The following is a 26,263-nucleotide window of genomic DNA, read 5'->3' as shown; positions in this document are numbered from 1 at the left end:
GTAGTTCGGTGGTGACCGCCGTCAAGGCCGCGATCGGCTCGCTCTACGATCGCTTGTATGGCCGAGTTCATCTACACCATGAAGAAGGTGCGCAAGACCGTCGGGGACAAGGTCATCCTCGACGACGTCAGCACCGCGTTCTACCCCGGCGCCAAGATCGGCGTGGTGGGGCCCAACGGCGCGGGTAAGTCCACCGTTCTGAAGATCATGGCGGGGATCGAGCAGGCCAGCAACGGCGAAGCCTTCCTCCAGCCTGGCGCCAGCGTCGGCATCCTCATGCAGGAGCCGGAGCTCAACGAGGAAAAGACCGTCCGCGAGAACGTCGAGGAGGGGTTGGGCGACATCAAGGTCAAGCTCAACCGCTTCAACGAGGTCGCCGAACTCATGGCGACCGACTACAGCGACGAGCTGATGGAGGAGATGGGCAAGCTCCAGGAGGACCTCGACCACGCCGACGCGTGGGAGATCGACTCCGCGGTGGAGCAGGCGATGGACGCCTTGCGCTGTCCGCCGCCGGAAGAGCCGGTCACCCACCTCTCCGGTGGTGAGCGCCGCCGGGTCGCGCTGTGCAAGCTCCTCCTGTCCGCGCCGGACCTGCTGCTCCTCGACGAGCCCACCAACCATCTGGACGCCGAAAGCGTGCTGTGGCTGGAACAGTTCCTCGCGAACTACGCGGGCGCCGTCCTCGCCGTCACCCACGACCGGTACTTCCTGGACAACGTGGCCGAGTGGATCATGGAGCTCGACCGCGGCCGCGTCGTCGGCTACGAGGGCAACTACTCGACGTACCTGGAGAAGAAGCGCGAGCGGCTCGAGGTACAGGGCAAGAAGGACGCCAAGCTCGCCAAGCGGCTGAAGTCCGAACTCGAATGGGTCCGGTCCAACGCCAAGGCGCGCCAGACCAAGTCGCGGTCCCGGCTCGACCGCTACGAGGAGATGGCCGCGGAGGCGGACAAGCACCGCAAGCTCGACTTCGAAGAGATCCAGATCCCGCCGGGGCCCCGGCTGGGCAGCGTGGTCGTCGAGGTCGAGAAGCTGCGCAAGGGTTTCGACGACCGGGTGCTGATCGACGGACTGTCGTTCGACCTGCCGCGCAACGGCATCGTCGGTGTGATCGGCCCGAACGGTGTCGGTAAGACGACCCTGTTCAAGACGATCGTCGGGCTCGAAGAGCCGGACGCCGGGCAGGTCAAGATCGGCGAGACGGTCAAACTGTCCTATGTGGACCAGAACCGTGGTGGGATCGACCCGAAGAAGACGGTATGGGAGGTGGTTTCGGACAAGCTGGACTACATCCACGTCGGGCAGACCGAAATGCCCTCGCGTGCCTACGTCAGCGCGTTCGGTTTCAAGGGGCCGGACCAGCAGAAGCCGGCGGGCGTGCTCTCCGGTGGTGAGCGCAACCGGCTGAACCTGGCGCTGACCCTCAAACAGGGCGGGAACCTGATCCTGCTCGACGAGCCGACGAACGACCTGGACGTCGAGACGCTGGGTTCGCTGGAGAACGCTCTCGAACAGTTCCCCGGCTGCGCCGTGGTCATCTCGCACGACCGGTGGTTCCTCGACCGGGTCGCGACGCACATCCTCGCCTGGGAAGGCACCGACGAGAACCCCTCGCAATGGTTCTGGTTCGAAGGTAACTTCGAGGGCTACGAGAAGAACAAGGTCGAGCGTCTCGGTGCCGAGGCCGCTCGTCCGCACCGCGTCACCCATCGCAAGCTGACCCGCGACTGAGGGCCGGGGGTTCCCCGTGGAAGCCAGCAAGCGCCAACGGCCGGGCTCACCCACCACCATGGTGGGTGGGCGGACGGCTGCCACCGGGGGAACCTTGTCCGCTGTCGGCAGGCTGATCGAACGAGCGGACGCCCTGCATTTGAGGGCGCCGGAACTCGCACTGGTCCTCGGGGAGCGCGCGGCCGCGCTCGCCGAGGCGGCCGGTGCCGACGAGCAGTGGATCCGCGCGGAGAGCCTCGTGGTGACCGCTCGGGTGCGGCTCGGCGGCCGTCCCCGGACGGTCGGCCGGGCGGTGGCGGCCCTGCGCGCCGCCGAACACGCGGGCTACGGCGACATCGCGGCCCGGTTGAGGATCGACCTCGCGGTCTGCGCGCGCAGTGTCGGTATCCCGCTGACCGGGCTGGCCGCGCTGCGTCCGCTGCTGGCGGATCCGGCGGTCTCGCCGGTGCACCGGGCCGAGGCGTTGTGCCATCTCGTCGGCTGCCTGGCCCAGTTCGGCCGGAAGACGGAATTGGACCGCGTGCTCGCCGAAGCGGACAAGCTCGTGCTCGGCGACGGCTCGATGACGGCGGATTCACAGCTGCTGATCCGCGCGATGCTGCGGGTCGGGGTGTCGGCGCACCGTCGTCGTCACGGCGATCTGACGGCGGCGGCGGACGCCGCGCGGACCGGGCTGGGCATGCTCGAAAAGCTCGCGAACCCCGACGACGACGGCGGTCTCGTCCGGATCCGGCTGGTCCTGCAACTCGTCTGCACGTTGCTGGACCGGGGCGACACGGAGATGGCGCTGGAGGTGGCACAGCCGGTCCTCGACGCGCCCGTGCGGGCCGCCGGGATCTCGCCTGCCGCGTGGTTGCGGCTGGCGGTGGCCACCCGCGTCCTGCTGCCCGCGGGATCCGGGGAAGCCGCGGGAATGCTCGTGCGCGAAGCGGTCGCCGGGACCGAGGATCACCGCCTGCACGCTGTCACGGCACGGTTGTGGCTGGAACTCGCGCAGATCGAGGAACGGCTCGGCCGTCCCGAGGAGGCCATCGGCTGCCTGCACCGTTCGCGTGCTGCCGAGCACCTGCACGCCCGCGCGCGCAGGCAGGCGTGCAATGTCCTGGTCGGCGAGTTCGGCGCGGCCGAGAACACCGCGGTCGACCTGGACGACGTCCTGCGGGCCGTCGCCGTGCGTCCGTCCGCCGTCACGGCACCCGAACCCGCGCCGGCCGAGGTGACCTCGGTGATGGCGCCGATCGACGCGGCGCCTCCGAAGCGGGCGGCCGCTGAGCCGCCGGTTCACCGTGAACCGCCGCGGCCCGTGCGGCAGAACAGCCACGCCGCACCCGAGCCGTCGCGGCACACGCCGGACGAGCCGTCGCGTCCCGTCGCCCCTCCGCGTCCGGAGGAACAGCCTCCCGTGGCACCCGCCGCGGAAAAGACCGAAGCGCCGGTGTTGAAGCCGCCGTCCCGTCCGGAGCCGGCTCGCGAAGCCGCGGCGTCCGCCGGTGACTGGCGCCGCCGGGTACCGAAGAAACCCCAGGAGCCCAAGCCGTCGATCCGGTTCGAGCCCAAGGCCGAACCCGCCGCGCCGAAACTGATGCCGCCGCCGAAACCCGCACCGCGACCGGAGCCGGAGCGCGGACGACGCAGCCGTCCGGAAGCTCCCGCCGCTCGCGAGCACGTCACCTCTTCGGCGCCTGACCCCACGGTCACCCGGCCGGAAACCCCGATCCCGGCCGCGCGGCGTCGGTCGGAGACTCCCGCCCGGTACGAGGAACCGATGCCGGAACCGGTGATCCCGGAACTGCTCCTGGCCCCCGAACCCGCCGCCGAACCCCGGCCGCGGATCGCGGCGGAAGCCGAACCACCGCGTACGCCGGGGACCGCCGCGCCGTTGTGGGAGAGCGACGAATGGGCGGCCGAAGAACGCGCCCGCCGGTCCACCGCGCCCGTCTCGCGGACGACCAGGCACGACGCGGAACACGGTTCCGTGGCGGCGAAATCGGTGCTGGACCGGCTGGGGATCTCCAGCGCCGCCGGGCAAGGCGGTGGCCGCCGTCGTGCGGACAACACCGCGGACGCCACGCATCCCGACCCCGCCGCCGAGGAGCGCGCCGAAACCGGACGCGCCCGCCGGGAGCAGACGCCGGTGGAGTACGCCGAACCCGCCGTCCCGCTCGCGCCACCGCCCCGGGAAGATCCGGCACCGTCGTTCCCCGGTGATACCCAGGAGAACGTCCAGGAGAGCGCTAAGGAAGAGGTCGTTGATCCGTGGCTGCCGCGGCTGCGGATGCCACCGGCGCTGGACCCGTTGACCGACACCGGTTCCTGGCGGCCGATCACGCCGTTCCCGGAGAGCTACGCCCGCGCCATCGCGGAAGACGAGCCGCCGCCGGACGCCGGTCTCGCCGATCTGCTGGCCCGCGCGCTCGCCGAGCATCAGGCCGGCACCGCGAGCGCCGCCGCGCTCGTGAAACAACTGGGTTCCCAGGACTCGGGAAAGCGGCCGGTCAACGGCCGCGACCGGCACCGCGCCAATGGGAGCGACTGACCCGGCGATAGCAAAGGTCCCTTGCTCCACCTCGGTCGGAGCAGTGCTGAACTGGAACGATTCAGCCGACCGGGGTGAAACCTCGTGTCATTCCCGTGAGCGGGAATGGGTGCTGGTCACCCCAGTGCGGCGAGGCGCGCGAAGGTCCGGACAGACCGCCTATGTGACCCGCCGGTAGCTGAACCGATCACGGCGATTCCGCTATCTGAGCAGGGAAATCTTCGACGGACGGGAATGACCCGGCCTTGTGGAGCCGTCAGTCCGGAGCTGTAGGTTGGGGTCTGGGCCGGTACAGAGTCGTGCCGGTCGCGGTGTCAATCTCGCACAGTGGAGAGTTGTCTCAAATGAGCTCGACGGGAGTCTCGTCCCCGCCCGGAAAAGATGTCGGCACCGAAGATGGCGCCCGGCGCCGGTCGGTGAACCCGGAGCAGATCCGGGACGACCTGATCGACGCCGCCGCGGCGTACGCCCCGGAGATCGGCGACCTGATCCGCCTGTACTACCGGCACATCCCGGCCGAAGAGATTCTCGGTGACGACCCGGTCGACCTCGTCGGCGCGGTCCGCTCGCATCTGCAGCTGGCCAAGGACCGGATGCCCGGCCGGCCCGCGGTGCGCCTGCTGAACCCGACCGGTCCCGAAGACGGCTGGACGCGTGAGGCCACCGTCGTGCAGGTCGTCACGGACGACATGCCCTATCTCGTGGATTCCGTCGCGGCCGAGTTCGCCCGTGACGGCGTGCAGGTGCAGCGCATCGTGCACCCGATCGTCGTGGTCAGCCGTGATCTCACCGGCGAGCTGCTGGCGGTCCACCCGGACGCCGATCCGGCCGAGCCACCGGCGAATTCGGCGGCCGAATCGTGGATGTACATCGAGATCGACCTGGTGACGGACCCGGACCGGGCCCGCGAGCTGGACAACCGGCTCTCGTCGGTGCTGGGCGACGTGCGCGAGGTCGTCGAGGACACCGACAAGATGGCGGAGCAGGCGCGCCGTCTCGCCGACGAGCTGGACGAGAACCCGCCGCGGTTGTCCGCGCACGAGGTCGCCGAAGGTGCCCGGCTGTTGCGCTGGCTCGCCGACGGCCACTTCACCTTCCTCGGCTACCGCCGCTACGAGCTGATCGACAACCCGCACCCCGACAACGACGAGCCCGCCTTGCGCGCGGTGCTCGCGACCGGGCTGGGCGTGCTGCGCCAGGACAGCTTGGCCGCGCGGAGCCTCACCGCCGGTCCTGACACGGCGGTGTCCGCGCTCGCGCCGACGCTGTTGGTGCTGACCCAGGCGAGCGCGCCGTCGACGGTGCACCGCCCGGTCTATCCGTACTACGTCGGCGTGAAAACGTTCGACGACAAGGGAAACGTCACCGGCGAACACCGTTTCCTCGGCATGTTCACCACCACCGCCCTGCACGAGAACGTGCTGGACATCCCCGTGGTGTGCAACAGGGTTCGCGAGGTCATCCACCGCGCGGGCTTCCCGATGGAGTCCTTCTCCGGCCAGCGGATGCTCGAGGTGCTGCAGAACTGGCCGCGGGCAGACCTGTTCTCGGCCGACACCGATTCGCTGTACTCCACGACGACCGGCGCGATCACGTTGTCGGATCGACGGCGGCTGCGGCTGTTCCTGCGCCGCGACCCGTACGGCCGCTTCTACTCCTGCCTCGTGTACCTCCCGCGCGACCGCTACACGACCCGTTCGCGGCTCGCCATGCAGGAGGTCCTGCTCGAAGAACTCGAAGGCACGCAACTGGAGTACAGCGCGCGCATAGGCGAGACCGTGCTCGCGCAGGTGCACTTCATCGTGCACACCGACCCCTCGCAGGCGTCGGAACCGGACACCCTGCGCATCCAGGAAAGGCTCAACGAAGCCGTCCGCAGCTGGGACGACCGGATGGTCGAGGCGATCCTCGCCGAACGCCGCGAGCGCGCCGGGGACAGCGGCGTCGCGATCGGCCTGCTGGGCGAGGAGTCCGCGGGTGAACAGGGGCAGCGGTTCGCCGCGGTGTTCCCCGAGGGCTACAAGGAGGACTTCAGCGCGCTCGAAGCGCTCGCCGACCTCCGTGCCCTGGAGTCGTTGACCGACGAGGGCGACCTGTCGATGTCGTTCTACCTGCCCGCCGACGCCGAGGCGGGGGAGCGGCGCTTCAAGCTGTACCTGCGCGGCGAGGGTGTCACCCTTTCGAAGGTGCTCCCGGTCCTGCAGCGGATGGGTGTGGAGGTCGTCGACGAGCGGCCCTACGAACTGCGCCGTGAAGACGGTGGCCGGTCGTGGATCTACGACTTCGGCCTGCGGATCGACCCGCAGGTCCTCGACCACGCGGACACCGACCTGCGCGTCCGTTTCCAGGAGGCGTTCCACGCCGCCTGGCGCGGCGACTGCGAGGTCGACGGCTTCAACGGGCTCGTCCTGCGCGCCGGGCTCACCTGGCGTCAGGCGGCCATCCTGCGGGCCTACTCGCGGTACCTGCGCCAGACGAAGATCCCGTTCTCGCAGGAGTACATCGAGAACACCGTGCTCGCGCACACCGATATCGCCACCGCGCTGGTGCGGTTGTTCGAGACCCGCTTCGACCTCTCGATCAGTGCCGAGGCCCGCGCGTCGCAGGCCGATCAGCTCACCGCCGAGATCGGCAAGCTGGTCGACGAGGTGACCAGTCTCGACGAGGACCGGATCCTGCGGCGGCTGATGGCGGTCATCCTCGCCACGCTGCGCACGAACTACCACGTCACCGACGCGGACGGGAATTCCCGGCAGTACCTGGCGCTCAAGCTCGACCCGAGCGCGGTGCCCGAACTGCCCGAGCCGCGGCCGAAGTACGAGATCTTCGTCTACTCGCCGCGGGTCGAGGGCGTGCACCTGCGCTTCGGCGACGTCGCGCGCGGTGGCCTGCGGTGGTCCGACCGCCGGGAGGACTTCCGCACGGAGATCCTCGGCCTGGTCAAGGCGCAGGCGGTCAAGAACGCGGTCATCGTGCCCGTCGGCGCGAAGGGCGGGTTCGTCGTGAAGCGCCCGCCGACGCCGACCGGTGACCCGGGTCTGGACCGCGACGCCCAGCTGAACGAGGGCATCGCCTGCTACCGGATGTTCATTTCCGGCCTGCTGGACGTGACCGACAACCGCGTCGAGGGCAAGACCGTCCCGGCGCCGGGCGTGGTCCGTCACGACGGCGACGACAGCTATCTCGTGGTCGCGGCCGACAAGGGCACCGCGAAGTTCTCCGACATCGCGAACGAGGTTTCGGCGAACTACGGGTTCTGGCTCGGGGACGCCTTCGCCTCCGGTGGTTCGGTCGGTTACGACCACAAGGCCATGGGCATCACCGCGAAGGGTGCCTGGGAGAGCGTCAAACGCCACTTCCGCGAGCTGGGCAAGGACACCCAGACCGAGGACTTCACCGTCGTCGGCATCGGCGACATGATGGGCGACGTCTTCGGGAACGGGATGCTGCTCTCGGAGCACATCCGGCTCGTGGCCGCCTTCAACCACCTGCACATCTTCCTCGACCCGAACCCGGACTCGGCGACCTCGTTCGCCGAGCGGCGGCGGCTGTTCGACCTGCCGCGTTCGTCATGGGAGGACTACGACCGTTCGCTGATCAGCGAGGGTGGTGGCATCTACTCGCGGTCGGCGAAGACGATCCCGATCAGCCCGCAGGTCCGCGAGGCCCTCGGGCTCGGCGAGGACGTCACGAAGCTGGCGCCGAACGACCTCATGCAGGCGATCCTGCTGGCCCCGGTCGAACTGCTGTGGAACGGCGGGATCGGCACCTACGTCAAGGCCGAGAACGAGACCCACGCCGACGCGGGTGACAAGGCCAACGACGCCTTGCGCGTCAACGGAAACCAGCTTCGCGTCAAGGTCGTCGGCGAGGGCGGCAACCTGGGCCTGACCCAGCTCGGCCGGATCGAGTTCGCCCGCGCGGGCGGCAAGATCAACACCGACGCGCTCGACAACTCCGCCGGCGTCGACTGCTCCGACCACGAGGTCAACATCAAGATCCTGCTGGATCACCTGGTCGCGACCGGATCGCTGGGTGCCGAGCAGCGCAACGAACTGCTGGAGCAGATGACCGACGAGGTCGGCGAGCTGGTGCTCGCCGACAACTACCGGCAGAACGCCGTGCTCGGCGTCAGCCGGGCGCACGCCGAGCCGATGGTCTCGGTGCACCAGCGGCTCGTCGCGGCACTGGTCGCGAAGGGCGCCTTCGACCGCAAGCTCGAAGCCCTGCCGAGTTCGGCGGAGTTCCGTGCGCTGGAGAAGGCGGACAAGGGCCTCACCTCGCCGGAGCTGGCGACGCTCATGGCGCACGTCAAGCTCGACCTCAAGGACGAGCTGCTGGCGAGCGAACTCCCGGATTCGGAAGTGTTCTCGCGCCGTCTGCCGGAGTACTTCCCCAAGCCGCTGCGCGAACGCTTCGGCGACGCGATCTTCCAGCACCCGCTGAAGCGCGAGATCATCACCACGATGGTGGCCAACGAGGTCGTCGACGGCGCCGGGATCTCCTACGTCTTCCGCCTGATGGAGGAGATGAACGCGACCGCGACCGACGCCGTCCGCGCGTACGCCGTGGTCACCCACGTCTTCGACCTGCCCTCGCTGTGGGCGCAGATCGACGCGCTGGACAACGTCGTGCCGACCGAGGTCGCGGACGAGATGATGCTGGAGACCCGCAGGCTGCTCGACCGGGCGGCCCGCTGGTTCCTCACCAACCGGCCGCAGCCGCTGGCCCCGCTCGCCGAGATCAACCGGTTCGGCCGGGTCGTCGGCGAACTGGCCCCGCGGGCGCACGAACTGCTCCGCGGTGTCGAATGCGAGTCCGTCGACCACAACGCCGAGCGGCTGGCCGAGCGGGGTGTCCCGGTCGAACTGGCCCAGCGCGTGGCGCTCCTGCTGCACACCTTCGGCCTGCTCGACGTCACCGACGTGGCGGAGCTGGCCGAGCAGCAGGTCGGGATCGACGCGGTGCAGAGCCCGGCGGAGACCGCGGCGCTGTACTACGCGCTGTCCGATCACCTCAGCGTCGACAAGATGCTGACCTCGATCAGCGGTCTCGAACGCGGCAACCGCTGGCACGCGCTCGCGCGGCTGGCGCTGCGGGACGACGTGTACGGCTCACTGCGGGCGATCACGCTGGACGCGTTGCGGCACAGCGATTCCGGCACCGACGCGGATGAGAAGATCGCGCACTGGGAGAAGACCAACGCGTCGCGGCTGCAGCGCGCCAGGGTGGCACTGGACGAGATCAGCAAGTCCGGCAAGCTCGACCTGGCGACGCTGTCGGTGGCGGCGAGGCAGATCCGGAGCACGGTGAGGTAGTGAGCTACATTTCCCTGATCCGGCCGCGCTGGTCGGATATGGACGTCTACGGGCACGTCAACCACGCGAATCTGGTGACCCTGCTCGAGGAGGCACGGATCCCGCTGCTGTTCGGGGACGCCGTCCGGGCCGGGCTCACCGAACTGCCCAAGGGCATCGTGGTGGTGAAGCTGGCCGTCCATTACCGTTCGCCGATCGTGGTGTCCGATCAGGACATCCGGGTGGAGATCTCGTTGAAGGACTTGAAGCACGCCAGCTTCACTCTCGGCTACCGGGTACACGCCGGGCCCGCCGAGTCCGACAAGGTCGCGGTCACCGCGGAGACGGTGCTCGCGCCGTACGACACGGTGTCCGAGCGGCCGCGGCGGCTGACCGAGGACGAACGCGCCTTCCTGGAGAAGGGGTTCGTGGATGCCTGAGCTCGTCATCCCGGACGCGGGTGACCGCGAAACGCTCGGCGCGTTCGTGGCCAGGGCGGTCCGGCTCGACCAGAACACGCTGGTGCGTTTGCGTCAGCGCGGCGACGGTGTCGTCGAGGCGTGGAGCGCGACCCCGTTCGAGGTCCTCGCGACCAGGGCCGTCGCCGGCGACATCACGCCGTCGGACGTCACGGTCTCCGGCAACGAATTGCTCGCCGCGCTGACCGTGGCGGGCGGCGAGCGGATGGATCCGGGGCCGGCCAGGGACCTGATGTGGCATTCGGAGCTGCCCGCTCCGGGGCGCTGGCAGCTGGTGGACGAACTGCCGGCGACGGTGATCTCGGAGCTCGCCGATCGCGGGGTGGCGCTCGCCCGCGACAACGTCGGCCCGCACGGCAACCCGCCCGCGTCGCTGATGGACCAGGCGGTGCTCACCGTCACCGGCGGTGAGCTGGAGATCAAGGTTCAGATGCGGTGCCTGTTCGCGTTGTCGGGGATGGGCTTCCTCGACTCGTCGATCGCCGACGACGTCGTCCGCGTGACCGCGACGGATTCGTGGATGCGCATCGACGCGCGGTACGGCGCCGTCCTCAAGCGCCGCCACGCGCTCCTACCCTTGCTGTTCTGACGGGTTTCTTACCGCCGCGCGCCGCGGGTGGCTTCGGGCCGCCCGCGGTGTCAGGCTGTCCCCATGAGCGACAAGGACGCCGGTAAGGACGGGGAGGACCCGACCGCGGACTTCCTCGCCGAGGTCCGGCCGGAGGAGACCCCGTGGCGCACCGAGCGGCCGCCGGGTGAAGAGGCGCCGGAACGCGCCGAACGCCCGGAGAAATGGGGCCGGGCCAAATCGGCAGGACGGGCCGCGGCGAAGGCGGCGCCCTACGTCCAGGCCGCCGCGCTGGCGACCTGGATCGTCTCGGGCACCCTCGACGACTCCGGCTCGGACTCCGGCTTCGGAGACATGGGCTCGTCCGGCGACGCCTGACCTCCCGCGTTTCGTCCTCTGAATGCGGTAGTTGGCGTCGCCAACTACCGCATTCAGAGGACGAAACGCAGGGGTGACTAGAGCGTCGCCCGCATCGCCTTCATGCGCTCGATCTCGGCGGACTGGCCGGTGATGACCTCTTGCGCCATCTCCTGAGCCTTGATCTCCACTCCCTTGCCGAGCTGGGCTTCGGCCATGGTCAAGGCGCCCTGGTGGTGCGCGATCATCAGGTCGAGGAACAGCTTCTCGAAGGCCGTGCCGGAGGCCGCCCGCAGATCGGCCAGCTGCTCCTCCGTCGCCATCCCGGGCATGAGCGCGTGATCGTGGTGGCCTCCGTGCCCGTCGTGGCCCTCGCCGGGCACCGGCTTGCCGCGATCGGTGAGCCACGTCTTCATCATCGTGATCTCACCGTCCTGGGCGACCGAGATCCGGCCCGCGATCGCGCGGATCTGCTCGTTCGCCGTCTTGCCCGGCACCAGGTCGGTCATCACCTTCGCCTGCTGGTGGTGGGGGATCATCATGGTGATGTAGTCGACGTCGGCCTGGTTGGGCTGATCGCGCTTCACCGGGCCGGGAGCGACGGTGCCCGCCTGCTCACCCGGCTTTCCGGGGACGATCACCGGGGCGCTGGACGTCGTCGTGGCGGGGGTGTCGGAGCCGGTGCAGCCCGAGACGAGGAACGCGGCGATCACCAGCGCCGATGTCAAACTCTTTTTCATCCCGGGAGATCCTCCATTGGTCGGTATCTGCTGAGCCTAAATAAGGAATAAGGTTCCCGTAAAGCTGGGTGGAAGGAGAGCCATATCGTGCTGCAGCCTGGGCTGAAACGCCGCTTGACCAGGGTCTTCGTGTCGGCGGCCGCAGTCGCCGCCCTCGGGGCCTCCAGCGCGGTCGTCGCGCCGGCCGTCATCGCCGAACCGTCGGCGACCACGATCCCGGGGGTGGACGAGATCGTCCACAGCCCCAACCTCCGGTCGATCGCGAACGTCCCGCAGCAGGGACCGTTCACCAAGGACTCGACCGGAACGGACATCGCGTTCACCAAGGGACACGCGATCGTCGGCACGTACGACGGCTTCAACGTCTTCGACGTCCGCAACCCCTACCGCCCGAAGATCGTCAGCCAGGTCCTCTGCCCCGGCGGGCAGAACGACGTGTCGATCTCCGGTGACCTGCTCTTCCTGTCGACCGACTCCTCGCGTAGCGACAACTCGTGCAACAGCGTCGCGAAGCCCGCGTCGGAGAAGTCGGCGTGGGAAGGCATCAAGATCTTCGACATCTCGAACCTCGCTGCGCCGAAGTACGTCGCGGCGGTCGAGACCGACTGCGGTTCGCACACCAACACGATGGTGCCGGACAAGAGCGGCAAGAACGTCTACGTGTACGTCTCGTCGTACGCGCCGGCCGCGAACCTGCCCGACTGCCAGCCGCCGCACGACAAGATCTCGATCGTCAAGGTCCCGGTCAAGGACCCGGCGAAGGCCGCGCTCGTCGCGACCCCGGTGCTGTTCCCGGACGGCGGCAACGCCGGCGGCGACAACCCCGACGGCACCCGCCGCTCGGCGACCACTGGTTGCCACGACCTCACGGCGCTCCCGGAGAAGGACCTGATGGCCGGTGCCTGCATGGGTGACGGCGTCCTGTTCGACATCTCCGACCGCCTCAAGCCGCGGGTCCTCAGCCGTGTCCAGGACAACGTGAACTTCGCGTTCTGGCACAGCGCCACCTTCAATAACGAAGCCAACAAGGTCGTCTTCACCGACGAACTCGGCGGCGGTGGCATGGCGACCTGCCTGGAGAAGTTCGGCTCCACCCGCGGTGCCAACGGCATCTACGAGATCACCGGCCGCGGCGACAACCGCAAGCTGGAGTTCCGCAGCTACTACAAGATCCCGCGGCTCCAGTCCGAGACCGAGAACTGCGTGGCGCACAACGGCTCGCTGATCCCGGTTCCGGGCAAGGACATCATGGTCCAGTCCTGGTACCAGGGCGGTGTCTCGGTGTGGGACTTCACCGACTCGGCGAAGCCGAAGGAGATCGCGTACTGGGAGCGCGGCCCGCTCTCGAACGAGAAGCTCGTCGGCGGCGGCACGTGGTCGGCGTACTGGTACAACGGCCACATCTTCTCGTCCGACATCGTGAAGGGCCTCGACGTCCTGGAACTGAACGACTGGCGGACCTTCCCGGCGAAGCTCGTCCGGCAGAACCAGTTCAACGCCCAGACGCAGTACAAGCTGCACCCGGGCATGAACTGAGCTCCTAGCGCGCTAGGAAAGGTCCTTTCCTCGCAGAATTTGCGAGGAAAGGACCTTTCATGGCGTCCGTTCCCCTGCGGGAATGTGTTCAGTTGAATTCGACAGCAAAATCACCTGGGGGTTTCGAAATGAGAATTCGTCAGAGAGTCACCGCGCTGCTGGCCGTCGGGGTGGTGGCGCTGAGCGCCGCACCGGCACAGGCGAGCGCCACTTCCCTGATCGCCGAGCCCACCGTGACTTCGGCCGAGTACCCGGACGACGGTGCCTGGCACCCCGGCGCCGGAGTGCCGGGTTCGTTCACCTTCGACGCCAACGGCGACAGCACGGTCGTCGGGTTCTACTACGGGAACACCGATCCGGCAGGCACCTTCGTGGCGGCGAACCACGCCGGCGGGTCCGCGACGGTTTCCTACACCCCGCAGACGTCCGGCCCGAATGATCTCTACGTGGCGAGCGTCGACAGCGCGGGCAACCGGTCGCCGCAGCACGTCCACCACTTTTACGTGCAGTCGACGGAGCCCCGGATCTCCGGGCCCTGGGAAACCGGGGTCGGAGTGCCCGCCGAGTTCCGCTTCAGCCCCGGCATCGCCGATGTCGTGTCCTACACCTACCGGATCGACAACGGGCCGGAGACCACCGTCGCGGCCTCGGCCGGTGGCACCGCGACCGCGAACGTCGTCACGGCGGCCATGGGGTCTCACCAGCTGTACGTGCGGAGCACGACCGGAGCGGGGTTGACCTCGGGCACCGCCGGCTGGCTGTACACGGCCCAGGACGCTCCGCTGGTGGCGAGCACCGATTACCCGGACTTGCAGGGCAGCGGAGGTCCCGGCATCGCCGGCGTCTTCACCCTGACCCCTCGTACGCTGGGCGTCGTCGAGTACGTCTACTACTTCAACGAGGAGTGGAGCAATCCGACCGTGGTCCCGGCCGGGGCCGACGGCAAGGCGAGCTTCATCTTCACTCCCACCGCGTCGGGTTTCTACCCCATGCAGGTCTTCAGCCGCACCGCTGACGGCGCCCTGTCGATCAACAGCCGCAATTACTCCATCGTCGTGAACTGAGTCGCTCGGCTCGTCTGAGCTCCCGAAAGAGGTCAGACGAGCCAGGCGGCCGCGTCCGGAGGCAGTTTTCCGTCCACCAGCGGCACGCTGGAGAGCAACACCTCGCCCGGTGGCAACGCGATCGGGCTCGCGGACGTGTTCAGCGCGCAGACCAGCCCGCCGCCGCGCCGCCGGAACGCGAAACAGCCGGCCGGGGCGCCGTACCACTCGAGGTCGTCGCCGCGGAAAGCCCGATGTGACTTGCGGAGCTCGATCGCCCGCCGGTACAGCGACAGCGTCGACGCGGGATCCTCCAGTTGCGCCTCCACGGTCACCGACGCCCAGGAACCGGGCATCGGTAGCCAGGTGCGCGGATTGCGCGAGAAACCGAACGGCGGACGGTCGCCTTCCCACGGCAGCGGCACCCGCGCCGCGTCGCGGCCGAATTCGGCGCCGGCGGTTTTGGCGCGCGGGTCGGCGAGCGCCTCGGGCGGGAGGTCGACGTTGCCGAGGCCCAGTTCCTCGCCGTTGTACAGATAGACCGTTCCGGGCAGCGCGAGTTCGACCAGCGCCATCGCCCGCGCCCGCCGCACGCCCCGCTCACCCCCGCCGTACCGGCTGACCTGCCGCCAGACGTCGTGGTTGCTCAGCGTCCAGGTGGCGGAGGCCCCGGCGGCCTTCGGTACCGCCAGGGACCGTTCGATGGCCGTCCGCAGCGCGTCCGCGTCGAAATGCGTGAGCGCGAGCCGGAAGTTGAACGCCAGATGCAGTTCGTCCGGCCGCAGATAACGCGCGAGGCGTTCCTCGTCGGTCACCCAGATCTCGCCGACGGCCATCGCGTCCGGGTACTCGTCGAGGACCTTGCGGATCATCTGGTGGATCTCGTGAACCCGGTCGTTGTCGAACCTTGGGTCGTAGAACTCGCTCTGCCCGATCGGGTTAACCCGCGGGTCCATGTCCGGCAGGCCCGGCGGTTTCGCCATGCCGTGCGCGACGTCGATGCGGAAGCCGTCCACCCCGTGGTCCAGCCAGAACCGCAGGGTGCGCTCCAGATCGGCGGCGACCTCGTGGTTGGTCCAGTTCAGATCCGGCTGCTGTGGCGAGAACAGGTGCAGGTACCACTGGCCGTCCGGGACCCTGGTCCACGCCGGGCCGCCGAACGCGCTGACCCAGTTGTTCGGCGGCTCGTCGCCGCGCGGGCCGAGCCCGTCACGGAAGATGTAGCGATCCCGTTCCGGGCTTCCCGGCGGCGCCGCCATCGCCGATTTGAACCAGGCGTGGGTGTTGCTGGTGTGGTTGGGGACGACGTCGATGGTGACCTTGATGCCGCGTTTGTGCGCCTCGGTCAGCAGGACGTCGAAATCGCCGAGGGTGCCGAACATCGGGTCGACATCGCGCGGATCGGCGATGTCGTACCCGTGGTCGGCCATGGGCGAGCGGTAGAACGGTGTCAGCCACAGCGCGTCGACCCCGAGCAGCTCCAGGTACCCGAGCTTGCCGCGGATGCCTTCGAGGTCACCGACGCCGTCCCCGTCGGAATCGGCGAACGAGCGCACGTAGACCTGGTAGAAGACCGCCTGGTCCCACCAAGCCACGTCGCGCCCCATCAGACGAAACTGTTCATCATGCTGTTGGCGGCCATCTCCAGGTACGCCCACAGCTGACTGCGGTACGGCTCTTCGATGTGCTCCTCGTCGACCGCGATCTTGATGCAGCGCAGCCAGGCGTCGCGTTCGATCGGGCCGATCTTGAACGGCGCGTGCCGCATCCGCAGCCGAGGGTGGCCGCGCTGATCGGAGTAGGTGTGCGGGCCACCCCAGTACTGCATGAGGAACAGCCGGAAGCGTTCCTCCGCCGGCCCGAGGTCCTCCTCGGGGTACAGCGGGCGAAGGACTTCGTCGACCGCCACCTCGGCGTAGAACCGCGCGACGATCCGGGTGAAGACCGGTTCACCGCCGATCGCCTCGTACAAGGTCGTGGGGTCTGGTTCGCTCACGGACACACTTCCATTCTGCCCTTGTCCTACTGGGCGGCGGGGCTGGTCGACATAAAGCGCCCCAGAGGTGGTTCGAAGCCCGCTTCGTCGAGCGCGGCGAGCAGGTGCGCCCGCAGCGCGCGCTGCACGGACCACTGCTTGCCGGGCCGGACCTTCACCGTCAGCCGGACCTTGATGCCTTCCGGCGTCACGGACTCCACACCGAGCATCTCGGGCGGCTCCAGTACGTGGGGTGCCAGTGCCTCGTTCTCCAGGAGGGCCTTCGACTTCTCGGCCATCAGCTCGGTGGCCTTCTCGACGTCGACCGAGTAGCTGAGCGGGACGTCGACGACGGCCACCGCGAAGCCCTGGCTCGAGTTGCCGACCCGCAGCACCTCGCCGTTGCGGACGTACCAGACGGTGCCGTTGATGTCACGCAGGGTGGTGATCCGGAGGCCGACGGCCTCGACGGTGCCGGACGCCTCTCCGACGTCGACGACGTCACCGACGCCGTACTGGTCCTCGATCATCATGAAGATGCCGGAGAGGAAGTCCTTGACGAGGTTCTGCGCGCCGAAACCGAGCGCGACACCGACGATGCCGGCGGAGGCGATGATCGGCGCCAGGTCGATGCCCAGTTCGCCCAGCACGAGGATGAACGCGAGGCCGTAGATGAAGAACGTCGCCATCGACTTGAGTACCGAGCCGATCGTGGCGGCGCGCTGACGGCGTCGTTCCATGACCGCCGACCCGAGCACTTCGGGAGCCTTTTCCCGCAGCGGTCTCAACAGGGTGGGCAGTTTCTTGGAGCCGCCCGGCATCCGCGTCACGCGGTTGATCAGGCGCCGGACCAGGTACCGCAGCAGGAACGCCACGGCCATGATCAGCAGGATCTTGATCGGCTTCGTCAGCAGCCAGCCGGCCGACGCGGAGAGCCATTCGTTGTTTGTGACCTGGAACACCTGGCCGCAGAAGGTGCTGGCGTCCTTGACGCAGGCCGGTGGTTCGGTGGGGAGCAGGTTCACGGAGAAGAAATGTCCTTTCCAGCTCGGCGGGGACCGTTCGCGCTGCTGGGCGCGGCAGGAGCCCCCGCGGATTCGAAAACACCCGACTTCAGGTGGACGCGGGGTCGCGCGCATGTGACACGTCTTGTAACACACGTGCACTTTGGGGCTGATCTGTGGTCGACTATGCCTGCACCGGTGGAGGTGGTCGAGTGCCAGACCGACAACCCATCCCCCTCGGCGTCCCGAGCCAAGCCTTGGCCGGACAGGCGCCGGAGGTCGTGTTGCGCGCTCATCCGGGAGGTGCCCCCTCGCACGGGGCGCCACCGGGCGGGCCGGGAACCCGGCCAGGGGGTGTTGCCCGCCCGCCCGGACAGCGTAGAGGGCGGGATCCGTCGACTACGGCGGCACCCACGACGACTTCGTGGGGTCGCAGACGGGTATTGCTGTTGAATGCCACGTTCGAGCCGCTCACGGCGCTGCCGTTGCGGCGCGCGGTGGTCCTGGTGATGTGCGGCAAGGCCGAGGTGGTGCACGGAGACCCGGGAGGGCTCGAACTGCACGCCGCTTCGGTCTCGCTGCCCGTGCCTTCGGTGATCCGGCTGAGTACCTACGTACGCGTGCCCTACCGTGCGCAGGTGCCGCTGACCCGGGCCGGGCTGATGCACCGCGACCGGTACCGCTGCGCCTACTGCGGGGGACGGGCCGAGACGATCGACCACGTCGTCCCACGCAGCCGTGGTGGTCCCCACACCTGGACGAACTGCGTGGCCTGCTGCGCCAAGTGCAACCATCGGAAGGCGGACAAGCTGCTGTCCGAGATCGGCTGGCGGCTGCGCGTCGTGCCGAGGGCCCCGCACGGGCCGCATTGGCGGCTGCTCGCCCATTCCAAGGAGGCCGACCCGCTGTGGCGGCCGTACCTGGGAACCGCGGCCTGACTTCGGTTCTGAAGCTGAACACGTCGGCGCCCCGGCTGCCTTTCGGCGGCCGGGGCGAGCCGATGATGCCGTGGTGAAACTTGTTACGAGTACGCCGTCCCCTGCTTGACCGGTCGTGCCCGGGCTCAGGCGGCCAGCGAGAAGTCGTTCTGGCAGGTGACGCGGGTGCCGCGGGTCACCCGGGCGCCGCGAGTGACGCGGGTGCCTGCCGTGACGCGGGTTCCGCGAGTGACGCGCGTGCTACGGGTGACGCGGGTTCCGCAGGTGACGCGAGTGCCGGCGGTGACGCGGGTGCCACGGGTCACCCGGGTGCCACGGGTCACCCGGGTGCCACGGGTGACGCGGGTGCCGGCGGTGACCCGGGTACCGCGAGTGACACGAGTACCCCGCGTAACCCGTGTGCCCGCCGTCACACGCGTGCCGGTGAAGAATTCAGTTTCGAAGAGTGACGAAATGTCGTCGATGATCGCCTGGCCGGGTGTCTGGGTGCTCTGCATGACAAGTCCTCCTGCGACCGGTGCGTTACCTGCTGGGGTGGGGGAGCTGGGCGCAAGGCCCGTACAGGTGAAAAAGCTACGAGGATTTCAAGGCCACGACAAGACGACAGCGCCGGGTGCGGCCGCCCGTACGTTGAGTTGCAACCTTTCGGCCTTGAGGGCTTCGGCCCAACGTGGGAGCGCTTTCGCGGCAAGCGGCGGACGGCCCCTCGCGGACGGCGAGCGGTAGGTGGCACGGACCATGTCACGGGACCGGGTGCGGCACGGCGTTCCGTACCCGGGTCGGATACGCTCACGCGCGTGAACCTTGTCGAGACGATCCTGGTCTTCGCGGTGATCCCCCTGGCCATCTACGCGCTTTGCGGGGTGGCCACGCTGCGGTCGAAGGGCGCGGGCAACGCCCGGTACCGGCCGGGGCAGCCGTGGGAGTACCCGGCCATGTGGTGGAGCGCCAACCCCGAGGGTGTCGGCGCCAGGCATTCGCACGCGAACGTTGGCGGTGCGACCGCCGTCGGTGCGACGGACGGAACTTCGGTGACGGGAGGCGCTCGTGGCAACTGGTGAACTGACCCACGCGTCCGCAGCTGTTGACGAAGAGCCCGGTTACGGCGCCGCCGTTACCTCGAGCGGCCGGATTTCCGCCGCCAAGATGTACGAACCGGCTGGGCCGATCAGCCCATTCTCGACCCAGCAGCTTGCCCGGCTGGACGAGGCGCTCACGCTGGCCAGCCGCGAGACCGGCCTCGACTTCAGTGTGTACCTCGGTGAACTCGGCGACGACACCCGCGCGGCCGCCGAAGGCCTGCTGGCCTCGACCGACAACCCGGCCGACTCCGTGGTCGTCGCCGTGTCGCCCGGTCAGCGTGCCATCGAGATCGTGACGGGCTCGCAGGCCCGGTACCGCCTGCCCGATCGCGGCGCGAAGCTCGCCGTGGCCAGCATGGTGGCCTCCTTCAAGGAAGGCGACCTCATCGGCGGTCTCGTGAACGCCCTGCGCATGCTGAGCGACCAGGCCGGCTCACCTCAGCACTGACGCTCGCTTCAAGCACTTCCGAGTGCCATGAAAGGTCCTTTCCTTGCAAAATTTGCAAGGAAAGGACCTTTCATTGCGTTACGGGACCAAGGGCGTCACCGGACTACGCGTCGGCCTGCGAGTCGAACTCACGGGCGGCCAGCGCGCGGACGATCCCGGCCCGGCCTTCCGAAACGAGACGGCGCAGTGCCGCCGGGCGCTCCCCGGCCAGCCACGTGTCCGACGCCGCCACGGTCGACGGCTCGACCGCCCACGACGGGTACAGCCCGACCACGGTCGGCTGCGCCCGCTCGCTGGAGCGCCGCTGCCACACCTCGTCGATGACGTCGAAGTAGCGCGTCACGTAGTCGCCGAGCAGATGCTTCTGACCAGGGTGGGAGAAGCCGGTGATCAGCGAGTCGCTGACCGCGTTGGGCAGCTCGTCGTCGTACACCGCCCGCTGCCACGCGTCGGCCTTCGCGTCGCTGGTCGGCCGGAGCGCCCGCGAGCGCTCCGCCTGCCGCCGCCCGGCGGCGGTGTCGTCCTTGGCAAGTTCCGCGTCGATCTCGGCGTTCTCCGCCTTGCCGTGCGCGACCAGCGCCTGCAGCAGCCGCCAGCGCAGGTCGGTGTCGACGGTCAGGCCCTCCAGCGGAGCCGTGCCGTCGAGCCAGCCCGCGATGATCGCCAGCGTCTTCTCGTCGAGCACGCATCCGGCGAGCGAGTTCACGAACGCGAGCTGGTGGTCCGAACCGGCTTCGGCGCCCTGCGCCAGTTCCAGCAGCCGTCCGGAGAACTCCGGCCAGCCCTTGTCCGCCGCCCACGCCGGGTTCGCGTACGAGTTCAGCGCCGTCTGCGCCTGGAGCAGCAGCCGCTGCACCACGCCGACCTCGGTCTCGGTGTGCACGCCGCGCTGGACCAGCGTGACGAAGTCGCGGGCCTTGAGCTCGGCCTCCCGCGTCATCTCCCAGGCCGCCGACCAGCACAGCGTGCGGGGCAGCGGGTCGGTGATGTCGGCGATGCGGTCGATCAGCGTGGTCAGCGACGCCGGGTCGAGCCGCATCGTGCAGTAGGTCAGGTCGTCGTCGTTGACCAGCACGAGCTTGCCCGCCGGGAGACCGACCAGCTCCGGCACGTCGGTGCGTTCGCCGTCGACGTCGAGTTCGACGCGGTGCTTGCGGACGATCTTGCCGTTTTCGTCCTCGTCGTAGACGCCGACCGCGACGCGGTGCGTCCGCAGCTCACCGGCACCCGGCTTGGCGCCGGTCTGGGTGACCGCGAACGAGGTGTACGTGCCGTCCGCGCCGACCTCGTAGCGCGGGCTCAGCGAGTTGAGACCGGTGGTCTCCAGCCACTGCGCGCTCCACCACGACAGGTCGCGGCCCGACGCCTCTTCCAGCGCGCCCAGCAGATCCGCCAGGGTCGCGTTGCCCCAGGCGTGCTTGCCGAAGTAGACCTTCAGGCCTTCGAGGAAGTGGTCGAGCCCGACGTAGGCGACGAGCTGCTTGAGCACGCTCGCGCCCTTGGCGTAGGTGATGCCGTCGAAGTTCACCTCGACCGCGTGCAGATCGACGATGTCCGCGGCGATCGGATGGGTCGAGGGCAGCTGGTCCTGCCGGTACGCCCACGACTTCTCGATGTTCGCGAAGCTGGTCCACGCGTTCTTGTACTCGGTCGCCTCGGCCTGCGCGAGCACGCTCGCGAAGGTCGCGAACGACTCGTTCAGCCACAGGTCGTCCCACCAGCGCATGGTGACCAGGTCGCCGAACCACATGTGCGCCATCTCGTGCAGCAGCGTCTCGGCGCGGCGCTCGTAGGCGTAGCGCGTGACACGGCTGCGGAAGACGTAGTCCTCGAGGAAGGTGACGGCGCCCGCGTTCTCCATCGCGCCCGCGTTGAACTCCGGCACGAACAGCTGGTCGTACTTGGAGAACGGGTACGGGGTGGCGAACTTGTCGTGGTAGAAGGCGAAACCCTGCTTGGTCTCGGTGAACAGCTTGTCCGCGTCCATGTGCTCGGCGAGCGAAGCGCGGCAGTAGATGCCCAGCGGGATCGTGCGGTGCTCGTCGGAGTACTCGTCGCGCCACTCGCTGTACGGGCCCGCGATGAGGGCGACCAGGTAGGTCGAGATCCGCTCGGACACGGCGAAAACGGTGCGGACGGCACCCTCCGGGGTCTCTTCCGTCGACTCGACCAGCGCGTTCGAAATGACCTTCCAGTCCTTCGGCGCGAGCACGGTGAGCCGGTAGACCGACTTGAGGTCGGGCTGGTCGAAGCAGGCGAACATGCGCTTGGCGTCGGCGGTCTCGAACTGCGTGTAGAGGTAGACGCCGTCGTCCACCGGGTCGACGAACCGGTGCAGGCCCTCGCCGGTGTTCATGTACCGGCAGACCGCGTCCACGACGAGTTCGTTGGACTCGGCGAGCGACGGCAGCTCGACGCCCTTGTCCTCGACGTACCCGCTGACGTCGAGCTCCGTCCCGTTGAGGACGGCGGACTCGATCCCCTCGGCGACGATGTCGACCCACGACGCTTCGCCGCTTCTGGCGCTCGCGAACTTGATCGTCGTCTTCGACGTGAAGGTCTTCTCACCGGGACCGCCGCGGCCGTCGGTCAGATCCAGCTCGATGTCGTAGGACTCGACGTCGAGCAGATCCGCGCGCAGCTTGGCTTGGTCTCGTGTCAGGTTGGGGGCGGGCACTGGCACCTCTGGTCATCGGTATCGGTTTTGGTTTCCAACTACAGGCATCCAATCATGTCGAGGGCGGTGCTGACGACGGGAACAACACCGACGGCCGCGATGTTGGCTCGCTGTGTAGCACTCTGTAGGCACCGCTCCACCAGACGATGGCATTGGGAGAACTTGATGACCGCCCCGTCCGAGACGACCAAGGTCGACTTCTACTTCGACCCGATCTGTCCCTTCGCCTGGATCAGCTCGCGCTGGATCCTCGAAGTGGAAAAGCACCGCTCGCTCGATCTGCGCTTCCGGATCATGAGCCTTTCCGAGCTCAACAGCGGTCGCGAAGACCTGCCTGAGCAGTACAAGGAGCTGCTGAGCAAGGGCTGGGGCCCGGTCCGTGTCGCGACGGCGCTCGCGCAGAAGAACGGCGAGGAGGCCCTGCGCGACTTCTACACCGAATTCGGCACGCGCCACCACAATCAGGGCAACAAGGACATCCCGCAGGTGATCAAGGAGACCCTCGAAGCCATCGGCGCCCCGGCCGAACTGGCCGAGGCCGCGGAGTCGACCGAGTACGACGAGGCGCTGAAAAAGAGTCACTACGAAGGTATGAACCCCGTCGGAATGGACGTCGGCACCCCGACCATCCACATCGACGGCGTCGCCTTCTTCGGCCCCGTGCTCAGCTCGATCCCGCGTGGCGAGGACGCCGTCAAGATCTTCGACGGTGCCCGCGCGCTCGCGAGCTACCCGGACTTCTTCGAGCTGAAGCGCACCCGGACCGGGGACCTGAACTTCGATTAAGGGGTCTCCAGCGCGGCCTTGGTGACATCGTCGGGGTAAGGGGACTTCGCGACGGCTTCGTCCGTCGTGAGGTCTCCTGCCTTGATCCGTGTTTTGAGTGCGACGAGTTCGCGCAGCCCATCGCGATGCTTCGCGATGAACGCGGTGTCGACCGGGTCTCCGTGCCCGGCGACGATGATCTTCGGGTCCAGCGCGAGGATCGCGTCCATCACGTCCGTCCAACCGGGCAGCGAGCTGCCGTCGTTGAAGGAGAACGCGCTGAAGCCTGCTTCGGCGTTCTCGACGGCGTCGCCCGCGTAGAGGACGCCGGCGTCGGGCACGTGCACGAACAGATCGTGGTCGGTGTGGGCGTGGCCGAGGAACCGCAGCACGACCTCGCGACCGCCCAGATCGATCTCGGCGGTGTCGGTGATCAGCCGGTCCGGCATGGTGAGCTCGGTGCGTTCCAGCGCCTTGGCCATTTCGGGCCGGTTTTCCTTGAGGTAGTGCTCCATCCACTTTTTCCGGGCGCCCTCACCGTAAGTGGTCAGCTCGGTCAGGCATGCTTCGTGCGCCCAGACATCGCACGGCAGGAACGGCGTGGTGCCGAAGGCGTGGTCGAAATGCGCGTGGGTGTAGACGACCGACCACGGCAGCGGGGTGATCTCCCGCACCGCCGCGGCGAGTTCGGCGCCCTGGTCGACGTCACCCCGGACGTCGACGACCAGGCAGCGTTCGCTCCCGACGACCAGTCCGACCGTCAGGTCCAGCTCCTCGTAGCGGCGGGCGTACACGCCGTCCGCGAGTTCGAGCCAAGTCACAGGTCCTCCAGAATTCCGTTGCGCAGCACCGGAACCGTGCTGCTCGTATCGAGTCGTGCGGCGAGGGTGACGTCGTTCCCGTGCCCGGCCGCGGCGAGTTCTCTCCCCGAGGAGCACTCTGCCAGTGCTTGGGGGATGTCGGTCGCTTCGGCGGCGACGGCCGCGAGGCGGGCTTCGGCGGACATGCGGCCGTAGTGGCGTAGTGCGGCCACGACCGTGCCCGCGCCGAGCTGGTCTTCCACACAAGGCCGCAGCGGTCCGAACGCGCCCTCGTCGCTGAGTACGTCGATGCCCCAGCGTTCCCCCGCCGGGATGACGCCGATCGGGCGGCCGTCCGCGAGTTCGGCCGCACGCGCGGCGACGGCGGAGGCGTTGCGCAGGCAGCCCGCCAAGACGTCGGCTCCGGTCGTGGCCGCGGCGGCGCAGAGCGTGGCGCCGTTGGGCGACGGGAGTGCGAGGAGGGTGCCGGAAGGGATTTCCGTCACAGACGAAGGTCGCAGGGTCCACTCGCCTTCACCCGCCAGGATGGCTCCGGCGGCCTTCGCTTCTTCCTCGGCACGGTGATCGCGCCAGCGGACCGGCCGTACCCGTCCGCCGTTGCCGATCACGAGATTCGTTGTGGTGGAAAAGGAAAGCACGTCGACGATGATCAGGACGGCACAAGTCCCGCCGAGGGCGCCGACGCCTTCGGGACCCCATTCGAGTCTGATGTCGGATTCCCGCTGGCCCCAGATGTCCACCCCCAGAGCATGCCCGAGGCTCGTGGTGATGGCAGACTCCGCACCGTGCGTGTTTACCTTGGCTCTGACCATGCCGGTTTCGAACTGAAGAACCACCTCGTGGCCCACCTCAAGGAGCAGGGTCACGACGTCGAGGACGTCGGTCCCTTCGTCTACGACGCGGCGGACGACTACCCGGCCTTCTGCATCGAGGCGGCCCGCCGGGTCGTCGCGGACGAGGGCAGCCTCGGCATCGTCGTCGGCGGTTCCGGCAACGGCGAGCAGATCGCGGCCAACAAGGTGAAGGGCGCCCGCGCCGGTCTCGCGTGGAGCGTCGAGACCGCGAAGCTCACCCGCGAGCACAACCACGCCCAGCTGATCGGCGTCGGGGCGCGGATGCACACCGCCGAAGAGGCCACCGAGATCGTCGAGGCGTTCCTCGCGACCCCGCCGAGCCCGGACGAGCGCCACGGCCGCCGGGTCCAGCAGATCGTCGACTACGAGAACACCGGCTGGCCGCCGCCGCTGCCCGAGCACTGACATGCCCGAGGGGCACACGCTCCATCGCCTCGCCCGTCTGCACAAACGCCGTTTCGCCGGTCACCCGGTCGAAGTGAGCAGCCCGCAGGGACGGTTCGCCGCTGAAGCGTCCCGTTTGGACGGCCGGGTGCTGGTGAAGGCCGAGGCGTACGGGAAGCACCTGTTCCACGACTACGGTCCACACGGGACGGTGCACGTCCACCTCGGCCTCTACGGCACGTTTTCCGACGACGCCTTGCCGGTTTCGGAGCCGGTGGGACAGGTGCGGATGCGCCTGGTCGGCCCGACGCATTCCGCCGACCTGCGCGGCCCGACCCGGTGCGAACTGCTCGACACGCCCCAGGTCGACGCGATCAAGGCCCGGCTTGGCCCGGATCCGCTGCGTCGTGACGCGAAGCCGGACAAGGCGTGGGAGCGGATCTCGCGGTCCAAGACGTCGATCGCGGCGTTGCTGATGGACCAGTCGGTGCTGGCCGGGGTCGGCAACGTCTACCGCGCCGAAGTGTTGTTCCGGCACGGTGTCGCCCCGCTCCTGCCCGGCCGCGCGCTCGATCGCGGGCTGTGGGACGACCTGTGGGCGGATCTCGTGACGCTCATGCGGCACGGTGTCCGGGTGGGACGGATCGACACGGTCGCGCCGGAGCATCTGCCCGAGGTGACCGGCCGCGCGCCGCGACAGGACCGGCACGGGGGAGAGGTCTACGTCTACCGCCGCGAAGGGCTGCCGTGCCTGGTCTGCGGGACGCCGGTGCTGCGCAGCGACCTGGCCGCGCGGAACCTCTTCTGGTGCCCCACCTGTCAGCCTGCTTGACGCGCCGCGCACCTCTCTTAGGTACCTACTCGTGTACTGGCTCGCCATCCTGTACTGGGGAGCGGGGGGGGGGGGCCCCCCCCCCCCCCCCCCCCAAGAAGGAGGGAGCCCCCCACCGCCCCTCTTGGTGTTTGTTTTTTGGATTTTTTCGGCCTTTTTTGGCCCTTAGGAAGCCTCTCCCGGGTCCTCCGTT

Annotated in this window: 22 protein-coding genes; 14 read left to right on the top strand and 8 right to left on the bottom strand. The window is 68.6% G+C overall.

All coding sequences use genetic code 11. The annotated features are described in order from the left end of the window. Positions 1-57: 57 nt before the first annotated feature. The 6 genes from ettA to ACZ7KI_RS15615 all read left to right on the top strand — a co-directional run bounded on the left by ettA (position 58) and on the right by ACZ7KI_RS15615 (position 10,992). A complete protein-coding gene (gene ettA / locus ACZ7KI_RS15640) occupies positions 58-1,734 on the top strand; it encodes an energy-dependent translational throttle protein EttA (RefSeq protein ID WP_044855908.1) in 1,677 nt (558 codons plus the stop codon). 16 nt (positions 1,735-1,750) lie between these two features. Then, positions 1,751-4,270 carry a tetratricopeptide repeat protein gene (locus ACZ7KI_RS15635; protein ID WP_470273804.1) on the top strand — a complete coding sequence of 840 codons (2,520 nt, stop codon included), beginning with the start codon at positions 1,751-1,753 and terminating at the stop codon, positions 4,268-4,270. Between the two features lie 344 nt (positions 4,271-4,614). Further along, positions 4,615-9,588 (top strand): NAD-glutamate dehydrogenase, encoded by a 4,974-nt coding sequence (locus ACZ7KI_RS15630; protein ID WP_470273803.1) that lies wholly within the window; start codon positions 4,615-4,617, stop codon positions 9,586-9,588. Then, on the top strand, positions 9,588-10,007 hold the full coding sequence (locus tag ACZ7KI_RS15625) for an acyl-CoA thioesterase (RefSeq protein ID WP_470273802.1): 420 nt from the start codon (positions 9,588-9,590) through the stop codon (positions 10,005-10,007). Before ACZ7KI_RS15630 ends, ACZ7KI_RS15625 begins: the two co-directional genes overlap by 1 nt. After that, positions 10,000-10,635: a DUF8010 domain-containing protein gene (locus tag ACZ7KI_RS15620; protein WP_470273801.1), complete on the top strand. Its 636-nt coding sequence runs from the start codon at positions 10,000-10,002 to the stop codon at positions 10,633-10,635. The genes ACZ7KI_RS15625 and ACZ7KI_RS15620 overlap by 8 nt, the downstream gene beginning before the upstream one ends. A 63-nt stretch (positions 10,636-10,698) precedes the next feature. Beyond that, on the top strand, positions 10,699-10,992 hold the full coding sequence (locus tag ACZ7KI_RS15615) for a hypothetical protein (protein ID WP_465506559.1): 294 nt from the start codon (positions 10,699-10,701) through the stop codon (positions 10,990-10,992). Between the two features lie 77 nt (positions 10,993-11,069). On the opposite strand, the gene ACZ7KI_RS15610 is transcribed toward ACZ7KI_RS15615, so the two are convergent. Then, entirely contained in the window at positions 11,070-11,711 is a 642-nt protein-coding gene (locus ACZ7KI_RS15610; protein ID WP_470273800.1) for a DUF305 domain-containing protein, read from the bottom strand. An 87-nt stretch (positions 11,712-11,798) separates the two neighbouring features. Between ACZ7KI_RS15610 and ACZ7KI_RS15605 the strand changes: the two genes are divergently transcribed. Next, positions 11,799-13,247: an LVIVD repeat-containing protein gene (locus ACZ7KI_RS15605; protein WP_470273799.1), complete on the top strand. Its 1,449-nt coding sequence runs from the start codon at positions 11,799-11,801 to the stop codon at positions 13,245-13,247. A gap of 128 nt (positions 13,248-13,375) precedes the next feature. Continuing rightward, the gene (locus ACZ7KI_RS15600) at positions 13,376-14,311 is read left to right on the top strand and encodes a hypothetical protein (protein ID WP_470273798.1); all 936 of its coding nucleotides are present in this window, start codon (positions 13,376-13,378) and stop codon (positions 14,309-14,311) included. 32 nt (positions 14,312-14,343) lie between these two features. Here the strand turns inward: ACZ7KI_RS15600 and ACZ7KI_RS15595 are convergent, their stop codons facing one another. From ACZ7KI_RS15595 to ACZ7KI_RS15585, 3 genes are read right to left on the bottom strand one after another with little or no spacing between them, the layout of a single operon-like run. After that, positions 14,344-15,897 carry a glycoside hydrolase family 13 protein gene (locus ACZ7KI_RS15595; protein WP_470273797.1) on the bottom strand — a complete coding sequence of 518 codons (1,554 nt, stop codon included), beginning with the start codon at positions 15,895-15,897 and terminating at the stop codon, positions 14,344-14,346. Then, positions 15,897-16,292, bottom strand: a complete 396-nt coding sequence (locus ACZ7KI_RS15590) for a globin (protein WP_465464631.1) — start codon at positions 16,290-16,292, stop codon at positions 15,897-15,899. The genes ACZ7KI_RS15595 and ACZ7KI_RS15590 overlap by 1 nt, the downstream gene beginning before the upstream one ends. Before the next feature lie 20 nt (positions 16,293-16,312). Beyond that, positions 16,313-17,290 (bottom strand): mechanosensitive ion channel family protein, encoded by a 978-nt coding sequence (locus tag ACZ7KI_RS15585; protein WP_470273796.1) that lies wholly within the window; start codon positions 17,288-17,290, stop codon positions 16,313-16,315. A 422-nt stretch (positions 17,291-17,712) separates the two neighbouring features. On the opposite strand from ACZ7KI_RS15585, the gene ACZ7KI_RS15580 reads away from it, so the two are divergent. Then, positions 17,713-18,207, top strand: a complete 495-nt coding sequence (locus tag ACZ7KI_RS15580) for an HNH endonuclease (RefSeq protein ID WP_470273795.1) — start codon at positions 17,713-17,715, stop codon at positions 18,205-18,207. Positions 18,208-18,332: 125 nt separating this feature from the next. On the opposite strand, the gene ACZ7KI_RS15575 is transcribed toward ACZ7KI_RS15580, so the two are convergent. Then, on the bottom strand, positions 18,333-18,704 hold the full coding sequence (locus tag ACZ7KI_RS15575; protein WP_470273794.1) for a hypothetical protein: 372 nt from the start codon (positions 18,702-18,704) through the stop codon (positions 18,333-18,335). A gap of 300 nt (positions 18,705-19,004) precedes the next feature. Here ACZ7KI_RS15575 and ctaJ point away from each other — a divergent pair, with 300 nt between their 5' ends. Together ctaJ and ACZ7KI_RS15565 are read left to right on the top strand one after the other, a co-directional pair. Then, positions 19,005-19,268 carry an aa3-type cytochrome oxidase subunit CtaJ gene (gene ctaJ / locus ACZ7KI_RS15570; protein WP_465506566.1) on the top strand — a complete coding sequence of 88 codons (264 nt, stop codon included), beginning with the start codon at positions 19,005-19,007 and terminating at the stop codon, positions 19,266-19,268. Continuing rightward, positions 19,255-19,737: a DUF5130 family protein gene (locus tag ACZ7KI_RS15565; RefSeq protein WP_470273793.1), complete on the top strand. Its 483-nt coding sequence runs from the start codon at positions 19,255-19,257 to the stop codon at positions 19,735-19,737. The genes ctaJ and ACZ7KI_RS15565 overlap by 14 nt, the downstream gene beginning before the upstream one ends. Positions 19,738-19,840: 103 nt before the next feature. Here ACZ7KI_RS15565 and pepN read toward each other — a convergent pair whose 3' ends face one another. Continuing rightward, complete coding sequence (gene pepN / locus ACZ7KI_RS15560) at positions 19,841-22,414, bottom strand: aminopeptidase N (RefSeq protein WP_470273792.1); 2,574 nt, start codon at positions 22,412-22,414, stop codon at positions 19,841-19,843. 165 nt (positions 22,415-22,579) lie between these two features. Between pepN and ACZ7KI_RS15555 the strand changes: the two genes are divergently transcribed. Next, a complete protein-coding gene (locus tag ACZ7KI_RS15555) occupies positions 22,580-23,200 on the top strand; it encodes a mycothiol-dependent nitroreductase Rv2466c family protein (protein ID WP_470273791.1) in 621 nt (206 codons plus the stop codon). Here ACZ7KI_RS15555 and ACZ7KI_RS15550 read toward each other — a convergent pair. Together ACZ7KI_RS15550 and ACZ7KI_RS15545 are read right to left on the bottom strand one after the other, a co-directional pair. Further along, positions 23,197-24,000, bottom strand: coding sequence for an MBL fold metallo-hydrolase (locus tag ACZ7KI_RS15550; protein ID WP_470273790.1), 804 nt, complete (start codon positions 23,998-24,000; stop codon positions 23,197-23,199). The two genes, ACZ7KI_RS15555 and ACZ7KI_RS15550, sit on opposite strands and share 4 nt — an antisense overlap. Next, positions 23,997-24,740, bottom strand: coding sequence for a 2-phosphosulfolactate phosphatase (locus ACZ7KI_RS15545; protein WP_470273789.1), 744 nt, complete (start codon positions 24,738-24,740; stop codon positions 23,997-23,999). The genes ACZ7KI_RS15550 and ACZ7KI_RS15545 overlap by 4 nt, the downstream gene beginning before the upstream one ends. Positions 24,741-24,785: 45 nt before the next feature. Here ACZ7KI_RS15545 and ACZ7KI_RS15540 point away from each other — a divergent pair, with 45 nt between their 5' ends. Further along, entirely contained in the window at positions 24,786-25,259 is a 474-nt protein-coding gene (locus tag ACZ7KI_RS15540; RefSeq protein WP_465464641.1) for a ribose-5-phosphate isomerase, read from the top strand. 1 nt (position 25,260) lies between these two features. Then, entirely contained in the window at positions 25,261-26,070 is an 810-nt protein-coding gene (locus ACZ7KI_RS15535; RefSeq protein ID WP_470273788.1) for an Fpg/Nei family DNA glycosylase, read from the top strand. Positions 26,071-26,263: the final 193 nt, after the last annotated feature.

Source organism: Amycolatopsis sp. NPDC039088, from assembly GCF_055598845.1.
The sequence above is the reverse complement of the archived record's forward strand: the minus strand, read 5'-3'. Positions and strand labels throughout refer to the sequence as shown.

Bases quoted from the DNA above. Each gene is read 5' to 3' on its own strand.
- ettA (WP_044855908.1), top strand. From the start codon at position 58: ATGGCCGAGTTCATCTACACCATGAAGAAGGTGCGCAAGACCGTCGGG.
- ACZ7KI_RS15630 (WP_470273803.1), top strand. From the start codon at position 4,615: ATGAGCTCGACGGGAGTCTCGTCCCCGCCCGGAAAAGATGTCGGCACC.
- ACZ7KI_RS15620 (WP_470273801.1), top strand. From the start codon at position 10,000: ATGCCTGAGCTCGTCATCCCGGACGCGGGTGACCGCGAAACGCTCGGC.
- ACZ7KI_RS15615 (WP_465506559.1), top strand. From the start codon at position 10,699: ATGAGCGACAAGGACGCCGGTAAGGACGGGGAGGACCCGACCGCGGAC.
- ACZ7KI_RS15610 (WP_470273800.1), bottom strand. From the start codon at position 11,711: ATGAAAAAGAGTTTGACATCGGCGCTGGTGATCGCCGCGTTCCTCGTC.
- ACZ7KI_RS15600 (WP_470273798.1), top strand. From the start codon at position 13,376: ATGAGAATTCGTCAGAGAGTCACCGCGCTGCTGGCCGTCGGGGTGGTG.
- ACZ7KI_RS15595 (WP_470273797.1), bottom strand. From the start codon at position 15,897: ATGGGGCGCGACGTGGCTTGGTGGGACCAGGCGGTCTTCTACCAGGTC.
- ACZ7KI_RS15575 (WP_470273794.1), bottom strand. From the start codon at position 18,704: ATGCAGAGCACCCAGACACCCGGCCAGGCGATCATCGACGACATTTCG.
- ACZ7KI_RS15555 (WP_470273791.1), top strand. From the start codon at position 22,580: ATGACCGCCCCGTCCGAGACGACCAAGGTCGACTTCTACTTCGACCCG.
- ACZ7KI_RS15535 (WP_470273788.1), top strand. From the start codon at position 25,261: ATGCCCGAGGGGCACACGCTCCATCGCCTCGCCCGTCTGCACAAACGC.